Source organism: Methylobacterium sp. Leaf91 (genome assembly GCF_001422815.1).
GTDB lineage: Bacteria > Pseudomonadota > Alphaproteobacteria > Rhizobiales > Beijerinckiaceae > Methylobacterium.
The window spans coordinates 272,936-289,941 of record NZ_LMMP01000003.1 but is presented as its reverse complement, the minus strand read 5'-3'; the positions used below and the strand labels follow the sequence as shown (position 1 = coordinate 289,941).

Here is a 17,006-nt window from a genome sequence, read left to right as displayed (position 1 = left end):
CTTCTGGCATCCCGGGGCCGCTCAGCGGAGCCCGGGATGCAGAACTCCAGGTTGTTAGACATCGGACTCTGGCAGAGCTCTGGATTGCACGGTTCTGGAGCAGTTCTCTGCTCTTGGAGAGCATGCAGTACCCCCGGAATGACCGGGACGATGTTCGCCGCGTCCCGGCTCTACGAGGAAGAATAACCAGCGCTCTTCGGGAGCCTTGGGTTCAACCCCGCCGCGATCCCCGCCACAGCCGCCACAAGCGACGCCAGCGCGGCAGCGCGATGACGGTGTTGAGCGGGTCGTAGCCCGGCCGCTCCATCATTGCGAGGCTGGGTTCGACCAATGCAGTGGGCAGGAAGGCCGGCAAGGCGGCGGGCGCGATGGTCGTGCGCGCTGTCTCGAAAGCCTCGAGATGTCGGCGCGCCAGAGCCCGAAGGTCGGCCGTCGCGCCGAGAAGGCCCGGGCCTCCCCGTCCCGTGACGATGTCCTCGCGGGTGACGCCATGGTCCTTCAAGATGTCGGCCGGTAGATAGACATGTCCGTTGCGGGCGTGCCAGGGCAGGGCCCGTAAGAGGCCGGCGACGCCATAGGCAACGCCCGCATGCCCCGCCGCGGCAGCTCCGCCCGGCTCGGCGCCATCGCACAGGACGAGCCCGCCAAGGCGGATGAGCGAGGAGGCGGTCTCGCCGCAATAGCCTTCGAGATCGTTTATCCGGGGCATCGGGTCGTCATAGAGATCGAAGACGCGGGCATCGATCAGGTCGACGAAGGGCTGGCGCCCGAGCCGGCGCTTGACGATGGCATCGTCGAGGGCGGCGGCGACGGGGTTGGCCTTCACATCCCCCCTCGCCTCTCCCTGGAGTGCATCGCGCCACCATTGCAGGCGGATCTCGCCCGCCACCGGATTGGTGACGGCGTCGCGCACGCGCGCAATGGTGAGGCTGAAGGCGGCGAGCGCGAAGAGATGCGGCCGGTACGCCACGGGGGCGAACAACGTCGCGAAATAGCGGTCGGGATCGCCCTCCCGGACCAGTGCCTCGCAATGCTCGAACGCGAAGGCGAGAGGGTCGGCCGTTCCGGGGCTGGTCTCGGTCTTCGTCACGCGACCGCGATCAGGGCAGTGGCGACCTTGCGGTTCTCCGCCATCAGGATGTTGTAGGTCCGCGCGGCCGCTCCCGTCTGCATCACATCGAGGCCAATGCCGTTATCCTTGAGCCATCGCCGCAGCGTATCGGGAAAGGGGGCGATGTCGAGGCCGGTGCCGATGAGGAGGAGCTCCACCGCCCCCGCCTCGGCAACGACGGGACGCAGGGCGTCCCGGTCGATCTCTTTCGCCTGCGTGACGTCCCAGGCCCTGATGCCGCTCGGCGTCACCAGGATCGAGCCACGATGCGACATGTCGGCAAAGCGGAAGCCGCCATTGCCGTAGGCGTCGATGAGATGGCGCCCTGGAACGAAACCGTCGTGCAGGCTGCCGTCCGCCATCGTTACTCCGCCGCCTGGGGCACGCGACCGCCGGTGGGGCGGTTCTGGGATTTCACGCCCGACAGCATCAGGCCGAGATAGATCAGGACCGGCGTCGAGACGAAGATCGCCGAGTAGGTGCAGATGACCACGCCCGCCAGCATCACCACCGCGAAGCCCTGGATCGCCTCGCCGCCGAACAGGACGAGGGCCAGCAGGGAGAGGAAGGCAGAGGTGGCCGTCATCACCGTGCGTGACATGGTGGAATTGATCGACAGGTTGAGGAGTTCCACCGTGGGGATGGTCTTGTAGCGTCGCATCAACTCGCGGGTCCGGTCGAACACCACCACCGTCTCGTTGAGCGAGTAGCCCACGATGGTGAGGATGGCGGCGATCGAGGTCATGTTGAACTCGATCCGGCTGATGACGAAGATGCCGATGGTGAGCACGATGTCGTGCAGGGTGCCGACGATGGCTCCGAGCGCCAGTTCCCGCTCGAAGCGGAACCAGAGGTAGAACAGCACGGCGAGCACCGAGAGCACGACGCCGAGCGTGCCCGACTGGACGAGTTCGCCCGACACGCGCGGACCCACCGTCTCGGTGCGGCGGAACTCGTACTCCGCGTCGAAGGCGCCATGCGCCTTCTGCATCACGGCCGTCTGGCCCTGCTCGCCGGGCTGGAGCGGGAAGCGCACCAGGATCTGGCCCTGGCCGCCGAGCTCCTGCACCTCGGTCTCACCGAAGCCGAACCCGTTGGCGGTATGGCGCACGGTTCCGACATCGGCGGTGCCGGACTTGGCCTGGAGCTCCACCAGGGTGCCGCCCTTGAAGTCGATGCCGAAATTCAGGCCGACCGTCAGGAACAGGATCACCGTCCCGACCGACAGCAAGGCCGAGAGCGGGAAGGTGAAGCGCCGGAAGCGCATGAAGTCGACGTGCGACTCATCGGGCCAGAGGCGGAGCAGGCGCATGATCGGTCTCGGTCTTTCGGCAATGAGGTCGATCTGGTCGTCGAAGAGAACCCGTCCGGTTCCACCGCATGTCCGTCATTCCGGGGCGCCCGCAGGGCGAGCCCGGAATCCAGACACTCAGGTGGATCACTAGCCTGGCAATCCCGCGTGTCTGGATCCCGGGCTCCGCTTCGCGGCCCCGGGATGACGGGATTGTGTTTCGGATGGACGGATCACTCGAAAACCGGATCGGGCTCCTCTCGCAAACTGTGAATGCTCGGACGGACTTCAGAACGGCAAAGCCTTGGGTCGGGCGTAGTTGTACCACAGGGCGATCATCATGCGGGTCAGCGTCACCGCCGTGATGACGGTGGTGAGGATGCCGAGGATGAACACCACGGCGAAGCCCTTCACCGGGCCGGAGCCGAGGAAGAACAGGATCACGGCGGCGATGGCCATGGTCGAGTTCGAATCGATGATGGTGGCGAAGGCCTTGTCGAAGCCGGCCTGCAGGGCCGAGACGATGGAGCGCCCCGCCCTCACCTCTTCGCGCACGCGCTCGTAGATCAGCACGTTGGAATCCACCGCCGTGCCGATGGTGAGCACGATGCCGGCGATGCCCGGCAGGGTCATGGTCGCCTCCAGCACCGACATCAGGCCGAGGATGAGCCCCACATGGACGAGGAGCGCGATGTTGGCGAAGAAGCCGAACACCCCGTAGGTGGCGAACATGAAAATGATGACGAGGGCGCCCGCGACCAGGGTCGCCTTCTTGCCGGCCTCGATGGAATCGTTGCCGAGGCCGGGGCCGACCACGCGGCGCTCGACGACGGTGAGCTTGGCGGGAAGCGCACCGGCGCGCAGCAGGATCGAGAGGTCGTTGGCCTGCTTGACGGTGAAGTTGCCGGTGATCTGGCCCGAACCGCCGGTGATCGGCGTGTTGATGCGCGGTGCCGAGACGACCTCGTTGTCGAGGACGATGGCCATGCGGCGGCCGACATTCTCCGAGGTCGCCTGGCCGAAGCGCTGGGCGCCCTTCAGGTTGAACTTGAAGCTCACCATAGGCTCGTGGCTCTGCTGGTCGAAGGCCGGCTGCGCGTCGGTGAGATCGCCGCCATCGGCCATGACCCGACGCTCCACCGGTACCTTGCCGCCGCCTTCGTCCTTGTTGGTCAGCATGTCCACGTCGCCGGAGGGCGAATCGGCGAGCATGCGGAATTCGAGCTTGGCGGTCTTGCCGAGCTGATCCTCGAGCTGCTGCGGGTCCTGCAAGCCGGGAACCTGGACGAGGACGCGGTCGGCCCCTTGCTGCTGGATCGAGGGTTCCTTGGTGCCGCCGAAATCGATGCGGCGGCGAATGACCTCGATGGCCTGGGTCACGGCCCGGCGGGTACGGTCGGTGAGGCCGGCATCGGTGAGCGTGAGCTGGATCGTGCCGTCCGGCCGCTCCGCCACGTCGAGGGTCTGGCCGCCGGCCTGCGCCACCATGGCGTTGGAGATCGGCTGGGACAGTTCGCGCAGCTTGGGCAAAGCCTTGGCGCGGTTGGCCGGATCGGAGATGCGGACCTGGACGCCGCGTGGGATCACCTGGATGCCGCCTTCGGGGGTGACGTTGGCTTCACGCAGGGTGCGACGAACGTCGTCGCGCAGGCCCGTCGTCTGCGAGCGGATCAGGTCGGTCTGGTCGATCTCGAGGAGGATCTGCGAACCGCCCTGGAGGTCAAGACCCAGCACGATGGCCCGCTGGGGTACGATCCAGCTCGGGAACCAGCCCGGCAGCGCGGCCATGAAGCCCTTGCGCTGCTCGGCCGAGAAGAAGCTCGGCACGGCGAGACTCAGGCCGATCAGGATGACGGCCAGCGTCGCGACGATCTTGGTTCTCGAAAAGCGCAGCATCCGCCAGTCCCGTTTCTTCTTATGGTGCCGATGCTTGCATCGGCCCCTTCAAGCGGAGTCACAAGCCGTGTGCCGGGGCGCGGACCATCGGTTCCGCACCACGTTTCACGGCATTCGGCTCACGCCGCTTTGACCGGCCCGCCCTTGACGCGCACTTCCGAAATCATCGTCCGGACGATCTTCACCCGCACGTTCGGGGCGATCTCGACCTCGATCTCGGACGCTTCGTCGGCCACCTTGGTGACGCGCCCGACGAGGCCGCCGGTGGTGACGATGGTGTCGTCGCGGCGCACGTTCTTCACGAGGGCCTGATGCTCCTTCACGCGGCGCTGCTGCGGGCGGAGGATCAGGAAGTACATGATGACGAAGATGAGGACGAACGGCACCACCTGCAAGGCGATGTCCGCTCCGCCAGCGGCCGAGGTGGCCCCTTGCGCGAAGGCGGGGGTAATCAAGCGGGTGACTCCTTAGCTGAACCGGTCCTCACATCGTCGCGCACGGGCCGATCTCGGCGCGTCTGGACCGGTCTAAAAGCGCGCGGACTATAGCCATGCACTAGGTGAAAGCAACGGCGCGTCTGCAGCCGGCAAGGTGCGGATCGCAGGCGCCCGATGCCGCACCCGTGATTTTCGTGCCCGATGTCCGTAATGACGCGCTCAAGCGCGTATTCCAGGAGCTTCGAGACGCCATGACCGCGACCCAACCTGCAGACCGGGAGATGATCGAGGCGATCCTGCCCGTCCTCGAGCGGATCGCCGCCGCGCTGGAGCGTTCCGCCCCGGCCGCGAAACCCGTCATCGACATGAATTCCGCCGACGCTTTCCTCTGGGGCGCCGAGTGCCGCCTCATCCCGGTGCCGCGGGTGAACAGGGTGGAGATCGATCTCCTCACCGGCATCGACCGGGCTCGTGACATCCTCGTCGACAACACCGCGCGCTTCGCCAAGGGGCTGCCCGCCAACAACGCCTTGCTCTGGGGCGCGCGCGGCATGGGCAAGTCGTCGCTGGTGAAGGCGGCCCATGCCCGCATCAACGCCGAGCGGGCGGAGGGCGAACTGCCGATGAAACTGGTGGAGATCCACCGCGAGGATATCGAGACCCTCCCCGACCTGATGGCGACTTTGCGGGCGGACCGGCACCGCTGGATCGTGTTCTGTGACGACCTGTCCTTCGACGGCGACGACACCTCGTACAAGTCCCTCAAGACTGCCCTCGATGGTGGCATCGAGGGCCGGCCGGAGAACGTGCTGTTCTACGCGACCTCGAACCGGCGCCACCTGCTCGCCCGCGACATGGTGGAGAACGAGCGCTCCACGGCGATCAATCCCGGCGAGGCGGTGGAGGAAAAGGTTTCCCTCTCCGACCGGTTCGGCCTCTGGCTCGGCTTCCACAAGTGCAGCCAGGACGAGTACCTCGCCATGATCCGTGCCTATGTCGAGCGGTACGGACTGAAGGCCGACCCGGACACGGTGCGGGCCGAGGCGCTGGAATGGGCCACCACCCGCGGCTCCCGCTCGGGTCGCACGGCGTTCCAGTTCATCCAGGATCTGGCGGGGCGGTTAGGGCGGCGGCTGGAGTGAGGCTCGCCCAGACCGAGTTGAAGTGTGTGCCTCGGGATGGATGGACGGGGTATCAAACGGATCTACAAACGAAAACGGCAGCTCCTGCGAGCCACCGTTTCTCTTTGGGTCTTGAATGCGCTCAGTTGCTGGCGAGGTGCGGCATCGGGTCGACCGGGGTCGCGCCCTTGCGGATCTCGAAGTGCAGCTGGGGCGAGGTCACGTTGCCCGAGGCGCCGGACTTGGCGATGGTCTGGCCGCGCTTGACCTTCTCGCCGGGGCGAACGTCGAGTTCGCCGTTATGGGCGTAGGCCGAGACGTAGCCGTTGGTGTGGCGAACCAGCACCAGCTTGCCGTAGCCCTTCACGTCCGAGCCGGCATAGGCGACCGTGCCGTCCTCGGCGGCCTTCACGGCCGTACCCTCGGGCACAGAGATGTTGATGCCCTCGTTGCCGCTGGTGCCGTAGCCCGAGATCACCCGGCCCTTGGCAGGCCAGCGGAACGACTGGTCGGGCTCGGCGGCGGGAGCCGCAGGTGCGACGGAGCCGGTGCTGGCGGGCTCGGCCTTCTCGGGCACGGGCGTCAGGGAAGCGACCTTGACGGGCGCGGCCTTGGCCTTCTCGGCGGCCTTGGCTTCGGCGACCTTCTTGGCCGCATCCTTTGCGGCTTCCGCCTTGGCGAGCTTGGCTTCGGCTTCCGCAGCCTTGCGGGCGGCCTCGGCCTTCGCCTTGGCGGGATCGACCTTCGGTGTCTCGGCCTTGGCCACCTCGACGGGCTTCTTTACCTCGGCGAGTTTCTTGGTCTCCGCGAGCTTCTTCGCATCGGCGAGCTTCTTGGCTTCGGCCGCATGCTTGGCATCGGCCGCGAGCTTGGCGTCGGCGAGTTTCTTGGTCTCCACGGCCCGCTTGGCCTCGGACACCTTGTTCGCCTCGGCGATCTTCCTGGCTTCCGTAGCCGTCCTGGCTTCGGCGACCGCCTTGGCGGCGGCTTCCTTGCGGGCCGCTTCCTGACGGACGCTGTCCTGGCGAGCGGCCTCCGCACGGGCAGCCTCTGCACGAGCCTTGGCTTCGGCGGCTTTTGCCTCGGCAGCCTTCGCTTCCGCTGCCTTGGCGCCGGCATTGAGCGGAAGACGGGCCGGGGGCGCGGCAGGCACGGTGCGCGGGGTCGCGACCATGCCGCGGCCGGCATCCGGATTCATGCCCGCGGGATTCATTCCCGAGGGGTTCATGCCGGACACCATCCCGGAATTCGGCGCGGTGGAAGCGACACGGCCCGTGGCCATGGGAGGCGTCGCCGCCAGCGGACGCGGCGACATCGGCGCGCCGAGTGACTGCGACTGGATCCTGGAGGTGCGCACCGCCGGGGCGGCAGGCATCTCGCCCTCCTCGGGCAAGCTGCCCGTGGCGCTGGGCTCACTTGAAATGTTGGAGGCGAAGGGGTTCCCGAAGGGGTCGCCCAACCGCGACGCATCGGTGGAGCATCCGGCAGCACTGCCGCCGATCACACCGATGAGCGCGAAACGCGACAGCGTCCTCAACCCTAGACCAGTCCCGCGAACCCGCATCGACGCACCTGTTTGCCTGACGCAACTTGATGACGTCATTCAAACGGGATTCAGGTTAAACAACCGTTCCCGTTCACCACGTTTTCGACACCGAAGGAACTTTCCGAGGGCCGGAGTTCCATGGCCGGTTCAGGTTCGAATGGCCTTGGGGAGCGATAAGATCGTGCCAGATCAAAGGTTTGGCGCCTCCCCTCGTAGACCCTGCTCCTCGCTTTGGCGAAGCGAGGTCTTTCGTCAAAGAATGAACGCCCTGCCGTCTGTCAGGGGCGCCAGCCTTAATCCGCTGCCGAACCCTTCGCTGATGCGACCGTCCCGATCCCGGTCGATGAAGGCCAGCCGGCTACCGCTCCCGTAGCCGAGGGCGCCGACGAGACGGCCGCCGGGCAGCAGGGCGGCCGCGAGATGCTCGGGGAAGGCTGGCAGGGTCCCGTTGACGAGGATACGGTCGAAGCCGCCCTCCCCGGCCGATGCGGGATCGAGGCCGTCACCCGTCTCGACACGGGCGATCACTCTGTCCTCCGGGTCGAGGGCGGAGACGGCGTCCTCGGCCAGCGTCGCATAGCGCTCGACGCTCAGGATCGCGGCGGCGCCGAGATGGATCAGCAGAGCGGTGACGTAGCCGGAGCCGGTGCCGATTTCGAGAATGCGGGTGCCGGGCTTCACCTTCAACGCGGTCAGCATGGCGGCGACGACGGTGGGCGCCGACATGGTCTGGCCGCAGGGCAGCGGCAGGGCGATGTCGCGCCGGGCCAGATCCCGGTGCCCTTCAGGGGCGAATCGGGCGCGGGGCACGCGCTCCATGGCGCGCAACGTGTCGGTGTCGCGCACGCCAAGACCGCGCAGGGCCATGACGAAGGCGGCATCCTCGACCGAGCCTTCCATCGTCACCAGCTGTGCCTCATGGCCGTGTTCGATCGTTCCGTGGCTTGGATCGTCCGCGGTCCCGCACAGGGGCGCTGGAGCGCGATAGCGCTTGCGCCGTGCGAAGACCGGGATTCCTCACTCGGCAAAGGCTTGTGCGAAGCGGGTCAGGCTCGGTTCGTCGGTGAGATCCAGGCGCAGCGGGGTCACGGAGATGCGGTTCTCCGCAATGGCCTTGAGGTCGGTGCCATGGCCCGGCTCGAACTGCGCCTTGGCGAATGCGAGCCAGAAATACGGGTTGCCGCGACCGTCCTGCCGGGCATCGATGGCAAGCAGCGCCTGATTGCGCATACCCTGCGCTGCGACGGAGGTGCCGACCACCTCCTCGGGTTCGCAATCGGGGAAGTTGACGTTGACGACGATGCCGGGCTCGATCCCGATTTCGAGGATCTTCTTGACCACGCCCGGCCCGTGATGGGCAGCGCAACCCCATTTGATCGCCCCACGCCCACCGGCGCCGTAGGCCTGGCTCAGGGCGATGGAGCGCACGTTGAGGATCGTGCCTTCCATGGCCGCCGCGATGGTGCCCGAATAGGTCACGTCCTCGGCGACGTTCTGGCCGCGATTGACCCCGGACAGGACGAGATCCGGCCCGTGGTCCTTGAGGATGTGGCGCACGCCCATGATGACGCAATCCGAGGGCGTGCCCTTCACGGCGAAGCGCTTCTCGGAGACCTGGCGCAGGCGCAGTGGGTCGTTGAGCGACAGCGAGTGCGAGACGCCGGACTGGTCGCTCTCGGGCGCCACGACCCAGACGTCGTCGGACAGGGTCCGGGCGATGCCCTCCAGGGTTTCGAGGCCCGGCGCGTGGATGCCGTCGTCGTTGGTGACCAGGATGCGCATCAGCTCTTCAGCCCTTCGATCTTCTCGATGCCGCCCATGTAGGGCTTGAGAACCGACGGGATGGTGACGCTGCCGTCCGGGTTCTGATAATTTTCCATCACGGCGATGAGGGCGCGGCCCACGGCGACGCCGGACCCGTTGAGGGTATGCACGAATTGTGCGCCCTTGCCTTCCTTCGGCCGATAGCGCGCGTTCATCCGCCGCGCCTGGAAGTCGCCGCAGACCGAGCAGGACGAGATCTCGCGATAGGTCTCCTGCCCCGGCATCCAGACCTCGATGTCGTAGGTCTTCTGGGAGGCGAAGCCCATATCGCCCGTGCAGAGCGTCATGACCCGGTAGGTCAGGTCGAGCTTCTTCAGCACGGCTTCCGCCGAGCCGAGCATGCGCTCGTGCTCCGCCGCCGATTGATCGGGCGTGGTGATCGAGACGAGCTCGACCTTGTTGAACTGGTGCTGGCGCAGCATGCCGCGCGTGTCGCGCCCGGCCGAACCTGCCTCGGCGCGGAAGCAGGGGGTGAGCGCGGTGAAGCGAAGCGGCAGCTCGTCCTCGGAGAGGATGCTCTCGCGCACGAGGTTGGTGAGCGGGACTTCGGCCGTGGGGATGAGCCAGTGTTCCTCACCGGCCCGGAACTGGTCGTCGCGGAACTTCGGCAACTGCGCCGTGCCGAACATCGCCTCGTCGCGCACGAGGATCGGTGGCGCCACCTCGGTGTAGCCGTGCTCGCCGGTGTGGAGATCGAGCATGAACTGGCCGAGCGCACGTTCGAGCCGGGCCAGCTGCCCCTTCAGCACCACGAAGCGGGAGCCAGACATGCGTGAGGCCGCCTCGAAATCCATCAGGCCGAAGGCCTCACCGAGTTCGAAATGCTGGCGGCCGGTGGCGAGCTTGGTACCGCTTCCGGAGAAGGCGCGGTGCTCGACATTGCCGTGCTCGTCGGCGCCCTCGGGCACATCCGGGTTCGGACGGTTCGGGATCGCCGCGAGTCGGTCGTCGAGAATCCTGCCGGCTTCCGCCTGCGCGGCCTCGAGGGTGGGCCCCTCCTCCTTCAGCCGTGCCACCTCCGCCATGAGTTCGGCGGCGCGCGCCTCGTCCTTCGCCTTCTTCGCGCCGCCGATCTCCTTGGCCAGAGCATTGCGCCGCTCCTGGTTGGCCTGGGCCGCCGAGGTCGCGGCTTTGCGGGCGTCATCGAGGCCGATCAGCTCGGCCGAGAGCGCGTCGAGGCCGCGACGGCGCAGGGCTTCGTCGAACGCTTGCGGATTCTCGCGGATGGCGCGGATGTCGTGCATGGGCGGCTCGGTTCGCTATGAGTCGCCGACGCTTTGCAGCATCGGGGCGACCCCGACAAGGCCGGGCATGAGTCGACGGAGCATCCCCGATACCCCCTTATCCTGAGGCGGCGCAGCGCAGTGCAACCCTCGAAGGAGGCCTCCAGACACCAAGGTGCGGACTGGAGGCCTCCTTCGAGGCAGCTTACGCGCCGCCTCGGGATGAGGTGGTGGATGGGGCTTTTGTGGCGCCTAAGGCTCCAGACCTTCCGCGACCCGCTTGGCCTTGCGGCGGCGTTCGACGCGGGCGACCGAGAAGATCGAGGCCTCGTAGAGGAGGAGCATCGGCAGGGCGAGGGAGAGCTGCGAGATCACGTCGGGCGGCGTCAGGATCGCCGCCGCCACGAAGACGAGGACGATTGCGTAGCGCCGCTTCTCGCGCAGGAAGACCGTGTCGATGACGCCGATCTGGCCGAGCAGGGTAAGGATCACGGGTAGCTGGAACGCCAATCCGAAGGCGAAGATCAGCGTCATGATGAGCGAGAGATACTCGTCCACCTTCGGCAGAAGCGAAATCGTCGCTTCGCCCGGCTGGCCGACCTGCTGCAGGCTCACCGAGAACTGGATGAGAAGCGGCATCGCCAGGAAGAACACCACCAGCGCGCCGAGAACGAAGAAGATCGGCGTCGCCACGAGATAGGGCAGGAAGGCCTGGCGCTCGTTGCGATAGAGGCCCGGCGCGACGAAGGCGTAGATCTGCGTCGCGATGACCGGAAAGGCGAGGAAGGCCGCGCCGAACACGCTGAGCTTGATGTTGGTGAAGACCTGCTCGAGGAAGTGCGTCGCGATGAGCTGCGCCTTCTCCGCCCCCACTACGGAGACGTAGGGGTAGAGCAGGATGTTGTAGATGTGCCGCGAGACGAAGAAACACGCGAAGAACATCACGATGAACGCGGCCAGCGACTTGATCAGCCGCGAGCGCAATTCGATCAGATGATCGAGGAGCGGCGCGCGCGAAGCCTCGACCTCGGATTCGTCGACCGAATCGATCATGTGCTTGCGCCGGTCTCGGTAGGTTTGGTGGAGGATGCCTCCGGCGCGGTCGTACGCGGTGGAAGATCCGGCAAGGCGTGCACGGGCGGCGGCGGCTCCGGCGAGGCTATCTCGGGTGACGGCGCTTCGGGTTCGGACTGCGGATCGTTCTCGGCGAGCTTGGCGGCCACGTTGGCGAGGGGCTGGGTGCTCGACTGGGACCGGCCGTCGACCGCACCGCGAATCTCGTCGCGTATCGTCTGGACGGGGTTGAAGCTCGGCCCCATCGTGCTCGCGGAGCGCTTGATGCCGTCGACCTCGCGGCGGACCTCGTCGAATTCCGCCTCGCGGATCGCCTCGTTGAACTGGGCATGGAATTCGCCGGCCATGCGGCGCATCTTGCCCGTGACTTGACCGACCGTGCGTAGGGCCTTGGGCAGATCCTTGGGTCCGATGACGATGAGGGCGACACCGCCGATCAGCATCACCTCACCCCAACTCATGTCGAACATGGCGTCGCTCGTCCCGCGGCCGATGGCCTTTGCCTCGTCACGGCCGGCGGCCTAGCATAGTTTGCGCAAGGCCGATGCCTGTCCGTACGGTTTGCTTCAGACGACCTTGCGGTCGGCCGTGACATGGCTCGCCGTGGCCGGCTCGCCCTGGGGAGGCAGCGTACGCACGGGCTCGCCCGCGCTCGGCGGCGGAACGGCCGGGGCCTGTCCGGTCGGGGTCTCGTCCTCGGCCATGCCCTTCTTGAAGGCCTTGATGCCCTTGGCGACGTCGCCCATCAGGTCCGAGATCTTGCCGCGCCCGAACAGCAGCATCACGATGCCCGCGACGATGATCCAGTGCCAGATACTCATGCTGCCCATGGCAAACTCCTGCGCCCATGCTGTCGCCAGCCCAGCGACGCCCTCTCACGACGGATTGTCGGGAACCTAAGGATGGCGGGGAGCGAACACAAGAACCGCACGGTCTCGCGCTGAGGCATTTGAGGCATCTGAGACAATTGTGCAGCGCGCCATGGCGGCACTCGCCCGAAACGCTGGGGCAGTCCGGGCCTCACGCGTGGGCGGAAAGACCAGCCTCGAAACGCGAACGGGCCTCGGCGACATCGAACTCCACGCGCGGCGCGAGCCGGGCCAGGGCGGCCTCGGCCCGGCGCAAAGCCTCGCCGGATAGGATCGGCGTACCTTCCAGGACGGCCTGCATTTCGTGCCGCTCGCCGTTGCAATGGAGGGCGACATCGATACCGGCGGCGAAGGCCTTCTCGGCCTTCTCGCGAAAGCTGCCGTCGAGGGCCTTCATCGAAAGGTCGTCCGTCATGAGCAGGCCGTCGAAGCCGATGAGGCCACGGATCACCTGGCCGATGACGACGCTGGACTGGGTCGCGGGATGATGCGGATCGAGGGCTGCGTAGACCACATGGGCGCTCATCGCCATCGGCAGGTCGGCCAGGGCGCGGAAGGGCACGAAATCGTGCGAGGCCAGGCTGACGCCCTCGGCCTCGACCACGGGCAGGTCCTTGTGGCTATCGCAGGCGGCGCGACCGTGACCGGGAATGTGCTTGATCACCGGAAGGACCCCGCCTTCCATCAACCCTTCAGCCACCGCCCGTCCGAGAGCGATGACAATGTGCGGATCGGTGCCGTAGGCGCGATCGCCGATGATGTCATGAGCTCCCGCCACCGGCACGTCGAGGACGGGCGCGCAATCGACGTTGATTCCCACCGCGGCGAGATCATGCGCCATGAGCCGCGCGCCGAGGCGCGCCATGGCGGTGCCCGATCCATTGAGGCGGCCGAAACGGGCGCCGGCCGGATAAGACGGCCAGTGCGGCGGTCCCATGCGCTGCACCCGTCCGCCTTCCTGGTCGATCAGAATCGGCGTATCGGCCCGGCCCGTCGTAGCGCGCAGCGCATCGGTCAGCGCCCTCACCTCGTCCGGCGAGCCGATATTGCGCTTGAACAGGATGAAGCCCCAGGGCTGCGCGTCGCGAAAGAACGCGGCCTCCTCGTCCGAGAGAGTCCGGCCGGCACAGCCGAGGATCAGGGCGCGAGTTGTCATGGGATGTGCTGCTCGGCTTGATGATGGACGGACTGTCCGAGGGGCATCCGTCCCTGCACTTCACGATGGCGGCTCCGCCCGCGCTGGCGGTACTCGAACGAGGCGTCACGGACCCGCGACAAGCCGGCACTGTCTCTCGCCGTCTTCGCGGCACTCGCCTGAGCGCCGCCGTGACCCTCAGTTCCCGAGGCTCAGTTCTTGGCGACGAAGCACTGGCCGCCGGCGCCCTGCAACTCGGTGCAGAGGGTAGTCGCCTCGGCCTTGGCCAGGGGCCCGACGCGGACGCGGTAGATCGTCTTGCCGCTGACCTCGGCCTGACGGATCAGGGCGGGCTTGCCGGAGAGCTGGCTGAACTTGCTCTGCATCTGCTTGAACGCGGCCTGCGCTTCGGCTTCGCTGGTGCGTACGCCGAGCTGGACCGAGTAACCGCTCACGGGTGCGGTGGAGGCCGAGGCGGCGGGCGCAGGCGTCGGCAGGGCGGAGGTCGCGTCGGGGGCGACGGCGGCTACCCGCTGCGGGGCCTTCGCGCGAGAGGCGGGAGCGGTCGGCTCAGGAGCCGAAGCTTCCTCGGTGGGAGCGGGCGTCGTCGCCGGCAGCTTCCCGACGCGTGAATGCATCGAGGCATTGGTCGAACCACCGCCGTCACCCGGAAGGGTCATGGTGGGGATCACCGATTGGGCGACGGGCGCTTCGCGCTGAGGCGGCGGCGGAGGCGTATCCGGCTTCACCGACACGGTCCGCACCCGGCGAGGCTCGCCGAGGGTTTCGGTGAGGGGACCGGTATTGCCGCCCTGCTGTCCGGTGGACGGCGTGGCGCCGCCCTCCCCGGCGCGCTGGGCCGAGCGGGCGGCCTGCGCCACGTCGACCGGCTGCTCCTCGCGGTTGACGATGTGGATCTGGTCGTCCTTGGCGTTGCGGTCGTAGATCCGCTTGTTCTGGTCGGGGATCTCGACGCCGTCCGCTTTCTGCGGTGCGATCTTCAGCGGAGCCTTGTCGGCGAGGATCGTCGGCACGGTGCCGTCGCTGTGGCTCGAATTCATGCTGCGCCAGGTGAGCGCACCGGTGACGCAGACCACCAGCACGCCGAGGCCGGCGCCCACGGAAACGAGGCGGCTGCGCTGGCGGGGCCGCTCGGCCGCGCGATTGAGGCGGTCGTCCTGCTCCGGCGCGTAAGCCTCGGACCCGTGCGGATCCTGAGGACCGGCGACATAGGCACTGTGGTCGACGGAGGCGAGATACTGATCGAACGCGTCGGCCGGATGTGCCGAGTGTGCGGCCTGCGGCTCGGGCTCGACCTGATGCTGGGCATGCTGCGCGTATCCCGAAGGCGCGGCGGCGTAGCCTGCGGGAGCCGCCGGTGCCTCGTCGTGGAAGCTCGGTTCCCTGCGTCCTCCCTGGGCTCGCGGCTCGGCGGTGGCACGGGAATCACGCGCTTCCAGCAACGCGCGGAAAGGATCGTCCTGGCCGACGATGCGGGCGAGTTCGGCCAACGGATCGGGCTTGGCCGCAGGCTGGGCCTGCGACTGGGGCGGCGTCGTGGGCTGCAAGTCACGCGCGAAGGCGTCGAAATCGACAGGCGCTCGCGAAGCGTTCGTCGTCATGGCAGCATTCCTCTTCACGCCGAGATCACCTCACCGCATTTCATCCGGCGCGGTGACACCCAAGACCGTGAGGCCGGAGGCGACGACGCCCCTCAAAGCCTCCACGAGGGCCAGTCTTGCCCGTGTCGAGTTTCGGTCGTTTGGATTAATAAACCGTAATTGCGGCAGGTCTTTGCCTTTGTTCCAGAAACCATGCAGGGAACTTGCGAGCTCGTAGAGGTAGAATGCCACACGATGTGGCTCGTGCGCCGCAGCCGCCGCTTCGATCACCCGGGGGTACTGGGCGATCAACCGCATGATCTCGATTTCCGCGGAATCGGCAAGGAGCGTCAGGTCCGCGTCGGCTAGGCCGGCGACGGAAAAATCCTCGTCCGGCATGGCCTCGCCTGCCTGCCGGAACACCGAGGCGCAGCGGGCATGGGCGTACTGGACGTAGAAGACCGGGTTGTCCTTGGATTGCTCCACCACCTTGGCGAGGTCGAAATCCAGGGTCGCGTCGTTCTTGCGGTAGAGCATCATGAAACGGATCGCGTCGCGGCCGACTTCGTCGACCACCTCGGCAAGGGTGATGAACTCGCCCGCGCGCTTCGACATCTTCACCGGCTCGCCGGATCGCAGGAGACGCACGAGCTGGCACAGCTTGACGTCGAGAGTGGCGTCGCCGTCGCTCACCGCCTTCACCGCCGCCTGCATGCGCTTGACGTAGCCGCCGTGATCGGCCCCGAGGACGTCGATCAGGTCCGTGGCGCCGCGCCGGATCTTGTCGCGGTGATAGGCGATGTCGGAGGCGAAATAGGTGAACGAGCCGTCCGATTTCAGCAGCGGCCGGTCGACGTCGTCGCCGAACTCCACCGTGCGGAACAGGGTCTGCTCGCGGTCCTCCCAATCCTCGGGAAGCTGGCCCTTCGGCGGCGGAAGCCGGCCCTCGTAGACGAGACCTTTTGCGCGGAGTTCCGCCAGGAGGACGGGCACCGCCTCCTTGAGGGTAGCTTCGGAGAAGAACACGTCATGGTGGATGCCGAGCCGGGCGAGATCGCCCCGGATCAGGTCCATCATCGCGGCGATGGCATCCGCCCGCACCTGCGGCAGCCAGTCGGATTCCGGCGCGTCGAGGAGCGCGCGTCCGTGCTTCTCGGCGAGCGCCTTGCCCACCGGCACGAGATAGTCGCCGGGATAGAGGCCTTCGGGCACAGGGCCGACCTCTTCGCCCAGGGCCTCGCGGTAGCGCAGGAACGCGGACCGGGCGAGCACGTCGACCTGCGCGCCGGCATCGTTGATGTAGTACTCGCGCGTCACGTCGCGGCCGGCCGCCACGAGCAGGTTCGCCAGCGCGTCGCCGAATACCGCCCCGCGACCATGGCCCACATGCATCGGTCCGGTGGGGTTGGCCGAGACGTATTCGATGTTGACCTTGCCGCCGCACATGCGGGCGCGGCCATACTCGGTGCCCTCGCCGAGCGCGGCACGCACGACCTCGTGATAGGTCTCGGGCGTCAGGCGCAGGTTGATGAAGCCCGGTCCGGCCACGCTCGCCTCGACCACGCGGGGATCCTGCCGGAGCTCCGCCGCCAGCGCTTCCCCGAGCGCCTTCGGATTGGTCCGGGCCTCCTTGGCGAGGACCAGGGCGGCATTGGTGGCGAGGTCGCCGTGCGTGGCGTCGCGCGGCGGCTCGACCACCACGCGGGAGAGATCGAGCCCCTCGGGCAGCGTCCCGGACCGGGTCAGGCTCTCGAGCGCTTCGCGCACGCGCGCCTCGAAGGTGGCGAAGATGTTCATGGGATATCTATTCCGCTCGCGCCATGCCGCATCGTCACGACGGCTTGCGCCTCAATGCGGCGGCATACCAACGCGGGGGGC

16 protein-coding genes are annotated in these 17,006 nt (G+C 67.3%); 1 reads left to right on the top strand and 15 read right to left on the bottom strand.

What is annotated here, in order from left to right; translation table 11 throughout:
• Nucleotides 1-211: 211 nt before the first annotated feature.
• The 5 genes from ASF32_RS04955 to yajC all read right to left on the bottom strand — a co-directional run bounded on the left by ASF32_RS04955 (nucleotide 212) and on the right by yajC (nucleotide 4,753).
• The gene (locus ASF32_RS04955; RefSeq protein ID WP_056424233.1) at nucleotides 212-1,090 is read right to left on the bottom strand and encodes a phytoene/squalene synthase family protein; all 879 of its coding nucleotides are present in this window, start codon (nucleotides 1,088-1,090) and stop codon (nucleotides 212-214) included.
• Nucleotides 1,087-1,473, bottom strand: coding sequence for an MTH938/NDUFAF3 family protein (locus tag ASF32_RS04950; RefSeq protein ID WP_056424231.1), 387 nt, complete (start codon nucleotides 1,471-1,473; stop codon nucleotides 1,087-1,089). Before ASF32_RS04950 ends, ASF32_RS04955 begins: the two co-directional genes overlap by 4 nt.
• Nucleotides 1,474-1,475: 2 nt before the next feature.
• A complete protein-coding gene (gene secF / locus ASF32_RS04945; protein ID WP_056424229.1) occupies nucleotides 1,476-2,423 on the bottom strand; it encodes a protein translocase subunit SecF in 948 nt (315 codons plus the stop codon).
• A 267-nt stretch (nucleotides 2,424-2,690) separates the two neighbouring features.
• Nucleotides 2,691-4,298, bottom strand: coding sequence for a protein translocase subunit SecD (gene secD, locus ASF32_RS04940; RefSeq protein WP_056424227.1), 1,608 nt, complete (start codon nucleotides 4,296-4,298; stop codon nucleotides 2,691-2,693).
• A gap of 119 nt (nucleotides 4,299-4,417) precedes the next feature.
• Nucleotides 4,418-4,753 (bottom strand): preprotein translocase subunit YajC, encoded by a 336-nt coding sequence (gene yajC, locus ASF32_RS04935; RefSeq protein ID WP_056424225.1) that lies wholly within the window; start codon nucleotides 4,751-4,753, stop codon nucleotides 4,418-4,420.
• Nucleotides 4,754-4,986: 233 nt separating this feature from the next.
• On the opposite strand from yajC, the gene ASF32_RS04930 reads away from it, so the two are divergent.
• Nucleotides 4,987-5,877: an ATP-binding protein gene (locus ASF32_RS04930; protein WP_056424524.1), complete on the top strand. Its 891-nt coding sequence runs from the start codon at nucleotides 4,987-4,989 to the stop codon at nucleotides 5,875-5,877.
• 121 nt (nucleotides 5,878-5,998) lie between these two features.
• Here ASF32_RS04930 and ASF32_RS04925 read toward each other — a convergent pair whose 3' ends face one another.
• The 10 genes from ASF32_RS04925 to argS all read right to left on the bottom strand — a co-directional run bounded on the left by ASF32_RS04925 (nucleotide 5,999) and on the right by argS (nucleotide 16,925).
• Nucleotides 5,999-7,420: a M23 family metallopeptidase gene (locus ASF32_RS04925; RefSeq protein ID WP_056424223.1), complete on the bottom strand. Its 1,422-nt coding sequence runs from the start codon at nucleotides 7,418-7,420 to the stop codon at nucleotides 5,999-6,001.
• Nucleotides 7,421-7,654: 234 nt separating this feature from the next.
• Nucleotides 7,655-8,302 carry a protein-L-isoaspartate O-methyltransferase gene (locus ASF32_RS04920; protein WP_056424221.1) on the bottom strand — a complete coding sequence of 216 codons (648 nt, stop codon included), beginning with the start codon at nucleotides 8,300-8,302 and terminating at the stop codon, nucleotides 7,655-7,657.
• Nucleotides 8,303-8,419: 117 nt separating this feature from the next.
• Nucleotides 8,420-9,184, bottom strand: coding sequence for a 5'/3'-nucleotidase SurE (gene surE / locus ASF32_RS04915; protein ID WP_056424219.1), 765 nt, complete (start codon nucleotides 9,182-9,184; stop codon nucleotides 8,420-8,422).
• Nucleotides 9,184-10,470, bottom strand: coding sequence for a serine--tRNA ligase (gene serS, locus ASF32_RS04910; protein WP_056424217.1), 1,287 nt, complete (start codon nucleotides 10,468-10,470; stop codon nucleotides 9,184-9,186). Before serS ends, surE begins: the two co-directional genes overlap by 1 nt.
• Before the next feature lie 231 nt (nucleotides 10,471-10,701).
• Nucleotides 10,702-11,502 (bottom strand): twin-arginine translocase subunit TatC, encoded by an 801-nt coding sequence (tatC, locus tag ASF32_RS04905; protein WP_056424215.1) that lies wholly within the window; start codon nucleotides 11,500-11,502, stop codon nucleotides 10,702-10,704.
• Entirely contained in the window at nucleotides 11,499-11,993 is a 495-nt protein-coding gene (tatB, locus tag ASF32_RS04900; protein WP_056424213.1) for a Sec-independent protein translocase protein TatB, read from the bottom strand. Before tatB ends, tatC begins: the two co-directional genes overlap by 4 nt.
• A 96-nt stretch (nucleotides 11,994-12,089) precedes the next feature.
• Nucleotides 12,090-12,353, bottom strand: coding sequence for a twin-arginine translocase TatA/TatE family subunit (locus ASF32_RS04895; protein WP_056424210.1), 264 nt, complete (start codon nucleotides 12,351-12,353; stop codon nucleotides 12,090-12,092).
• Nucleotides 12,354-12,543: 190 nt separating this feature from the next.
• Nucleotides 12,544-13,548 carry a beta-N-acetylhexosaminidase gene (gene nagZ, locus ASF32_RS04890; protein ID WP_056424209.1) on the bottom strand — a complete coding sequence of 335 codons (1,005 nt, stop codon included), beginning with the start codon at nucleotides 13,546-13,548 and terminating at the stop codon, nucleotides 12,544-12,546.
• Between the two features lie 191 nt (nucleotides 13,549-13,739).
• Nucleotides 13,740-15,149, bottom strand: coding sequence for an SPOR domain-containing protein (locus ASF32_RS04885; protein ID WP_056424207.1), 1,410 nt, complete (start codon nucleotides 15,147-15,149; stop codon nucleotides 13,740-13,742).
• 30 nt (nucleotides 15,150-15,179) lie between these two features.
• On the bottom strand, nucleotides 15,180-16,925 hold the full coding sequence (argS, locus tag ASF32_RS04880) for an arginine--tRNA ligase (RefSeq protein ID WP_056424206.1): 1,746 nt from the start codon (nucleotides 16,923-16,925) through the stop codon (nucleotides 15,180-15,182).
• Between the last annotated feature and the right edge of the window lie 81 nt (nucleotides 16,926-17,006).